Genomic DNA, 2,524 nt, shown 5'->3' with positions numbered 1-2,524 from the left:
CGGCCAGGGCGAGCAGAACCGTGAGATCAAGCGGCTGTTGGAGCGGCTGGCGCGGCAGAAGGAAAAGAACTAGCGATCGCGATCGCGGCTCGAACGCAGCGTCGCGCTGTAAGGCCGGGCCGATCGTATCGTTGACGTGATTCACGTCCCGGGTTTGCGCTGCACATTGCATCGCGTCCGGGGCTCGACACAAGCGGAGACATCAAATGGCCCTCGCCCGCGCTCGCCGCAGCGAAACCGCATTCAACTAATGGCCGGGCTTCGTCGACGCGCTGTCGACGCTGGTGCTGTCGATCGTGTTCCTGCTGTCGGTATTCCTGGTCGTGCAGTTCTTCCTGTCGCAGGAAGTCACCGGCAAGGACAAGGCGCTGGAAGAGCTCAATGCCAAGATCGCACAGCTCAACGACATGCTGTCGCTGGAGAAGCTCGGCGAGCTCAGCCTCACCGACCAGGTGACGCAGCTCAAGGCGGGCCTCGCCTCGGCCGAAGCCGAGCGCGACCGCGTCAAGGGGCTCTATGATGGGCTTGCCAATGCCGGCAATGACGCCACCGGCAGGACCACCGAACTGAGCAAGGCGCTCGATTCGGAGAAGCAGACGTCGGCGCGTGCGCTGGCGCAGATCGAGGTGCTGAACCAGCAGATCAGCGCGCTGCGCCGGCAATTGGCGGCGCTGGAGGACGCGCTCGATGCCTCCGAAAAACGCGACAAGGAATCGCAGAACCGGATCGCCGATCTCGGCCAGCGCCTCAACGTCGCGCTGGCGCAGCGGGTGCAGGAGCTGTCGCGCTACCGTTCCGAATTCTTCGGCCGGCTGCGTGCCATTCTCGGCAATCGCCCGGACATCCGCATCGTCGGCGACCGCTTCGTGTTCCAGTCGGAAGTGTTCTTCGATACCGGCCAGGCCACGCTGTTGCCCGAGGGCCGCGCCGAACTCGACAAGGTCGGCAGCGCGCTGATCGACCTCGACAAGCAGATTCCGCCAGAGATCGCCTGGGTGCTGCGGGTCGACGGCCATACCGACGTCAGGCCGATCAACAGCCCGATCTTCAAGTCGAACTGGGATCTGTCAGCGGCGCGCGCGATCTCGGTGGTGCAGTATCTGGTCTCGCTCGGAGTGCCGCCGCAGCGGCTGGTCGCCGCCGGCTTCGCCGAGTTTCAACCGCTCGATCCCGGCAATACCGACGATGCCTATCGCCGCAACCGCCGCATCGAGCTGAAGCTCACGGAAAAATAGCCGTGACCGCGGCACGCCGTCCGCTCCTTGCGCTCTCGTACACCGTCATTCCGGGATGGTGTGCAACACCAGACCCGGCATCTCGAGATTCCGGGTTAGCGCGGAGCCTCTCACCGGGCCGCGCTTTGGGTGGACCCGTTGGCGCGCCCCGGAATGACGCCGGAAGTACGTGGATGCCCGGCACAAAGCCGGGCACGACGGTCAGGCCTTGAGCGTCCCCTTCCAGCTTCGTCCCTATCAGCCGGCGGACGAAGACGCTGCGATTTCGCTCTGGCAACAGACCTGGCAGCAGGCCTATCCGGCCATCGATTTCGCGGCGCGGGTAACGTGGTGGCGCGCACGCTGGCGCAACGAGCTGGTTCCGAACGCTGCGATCATCGTCGCTGAACAAGCGGGCAAACTCGCAGGCTTCGTCACCATCGATGAGCAAGGCTACCTCGACCAGCTCGTGGTCGCGCCGGATCATTGGGGGTCGAAGCTTGGGGGGTTGAAGCTTGCCGATCTCCTGGTCGACCAGGCCAAGCGGCGTTCACCCGATGGCGTCACGCTATTGGTCAACGCCGACAACGCCCGCGCCATCCGCTTCTACGAACGCAACGGGTTTGTACATGCCGGAGGGGATGTCAATCCGATCTCCGGCCGGCCGGTGCTCAGGATGGAGTGGAAGCCCTCGCCTGGCTAGATACCGCGGAACAGCACGCCGATCGTCAGCAAGACATAGGCGATCGCAAGCACGTCGAACACGTTGGACCCATTGATGATCGGTACGGGCGCATGCGCATAGCGAATCAGCATCGCGAGCAGAGCCAGCAGCATTGAAATGGAAAAGATCAGGATCGATGGAGGCGTGAGTACAAAACCGCCGCGGCGATAGGCCATATTCGGCTCCCCTTGCTGTCCGGCATGATGAGTTCCGCATGCAACGTATCAGAGTCGGCAAAGTTGCACGCGTCCGGGAACATTTTCACGAGACGGCAGAATTGAGGCGAAGTCTCAGGCGCCCTCGAACTGCAGCCGCGCCAGCCGCGCGTAAAGCCCGTTGGCAGCAACCAGCGTGGTGTGGGTACCCTGCTCGACGATACGGCCCTGATCAAGTACCAGGATACGATCGCAGGACAACACGGTGGCGAGCCGGTGCGCGATCACCAGCGTGGTACGCTGGCGCATCAGTTCTTCCAGCGCGGTCTGCACCAGGGTCTCGCTTTCCGCATCCAGTGACGACGTCGCCTCATCCAAAAGCAGCAGCGGCGCGTCGCGCAGGATGGCGCGGGCGATGGCGATGCGCTGGC

At 63.8% G+C, this 2,524-nt stretch carries 2 protein-coding genes and 2 pseudogenes; 2 read left to right on the top strand and 2 right to left on the bottom strand.

What is annotated here, in order from left to right; translation table 11 throughout:
- Positions 1 to 206 precede the first annotated feature (206 nt).
- Both WCB02_RS30980 and WCB02_RS30975 read left to right on the top strand, forming a co-directional pair.
- Positions 207 to 1,235: pseudogene (locus tag WCB02_RS30980) on the top strand (peptidoglycan -binding protein).
- A gap of 208 nt (positions 1,236 to 1,443) precedes the next feature.
- Entirely contained in the window at positions 1,444 to 1,917 is a 474-nt protein-coding gene (locus WCB02_RS30975; protein ID WP_423964082.1) for a GNAT family N-acetyltransferase, read from the top strand.
- Here the strand turns inward: WCB02_RS30975 and WCB02_RS30970 are convergent.
- Both WCB02_RS30970 and WCB02_RS30965 read right to left on the bottom strand, forming a co-directional pair.
- The gene (locus WCB02_RS30970) at positions 1,914 to 2,114 is read right to left on the bottom strand and encodes a hypothetical protein (RefSeq protein ID WP_423964080.1); all 201 of its coding nucleotides are present in this window, start codon (positions 2,112 to 2,114) and stop codon (positions 1,914 to 1,916) included. The genes WCB02_RS30975 and WCB02_RS30970 overlap by 4 nt on opposite strands.
- 114 nt (positions 2,115 to 2,228) lie before the next feature.
- A pseudogene (locus WCB02_RS30965) lies at positions 2,229 to 2,524 on the bottom strand (ABC transporter); the annotation flags it as partial.

The sequence above is a fragment of the Bradyrhizobium sp. genome, from assembly GCF_049581145.1.
GTDB lineage: Bacteria > Pseudomonadota > Alphaproteobacteria > Rhizobiales > Xanthobacteraceae > Bradyrhizobium.
Note: the sequence above shows the minus strand (reverse complement) of the source record. Positions and strands in the feature narration are given on the sequence as shown.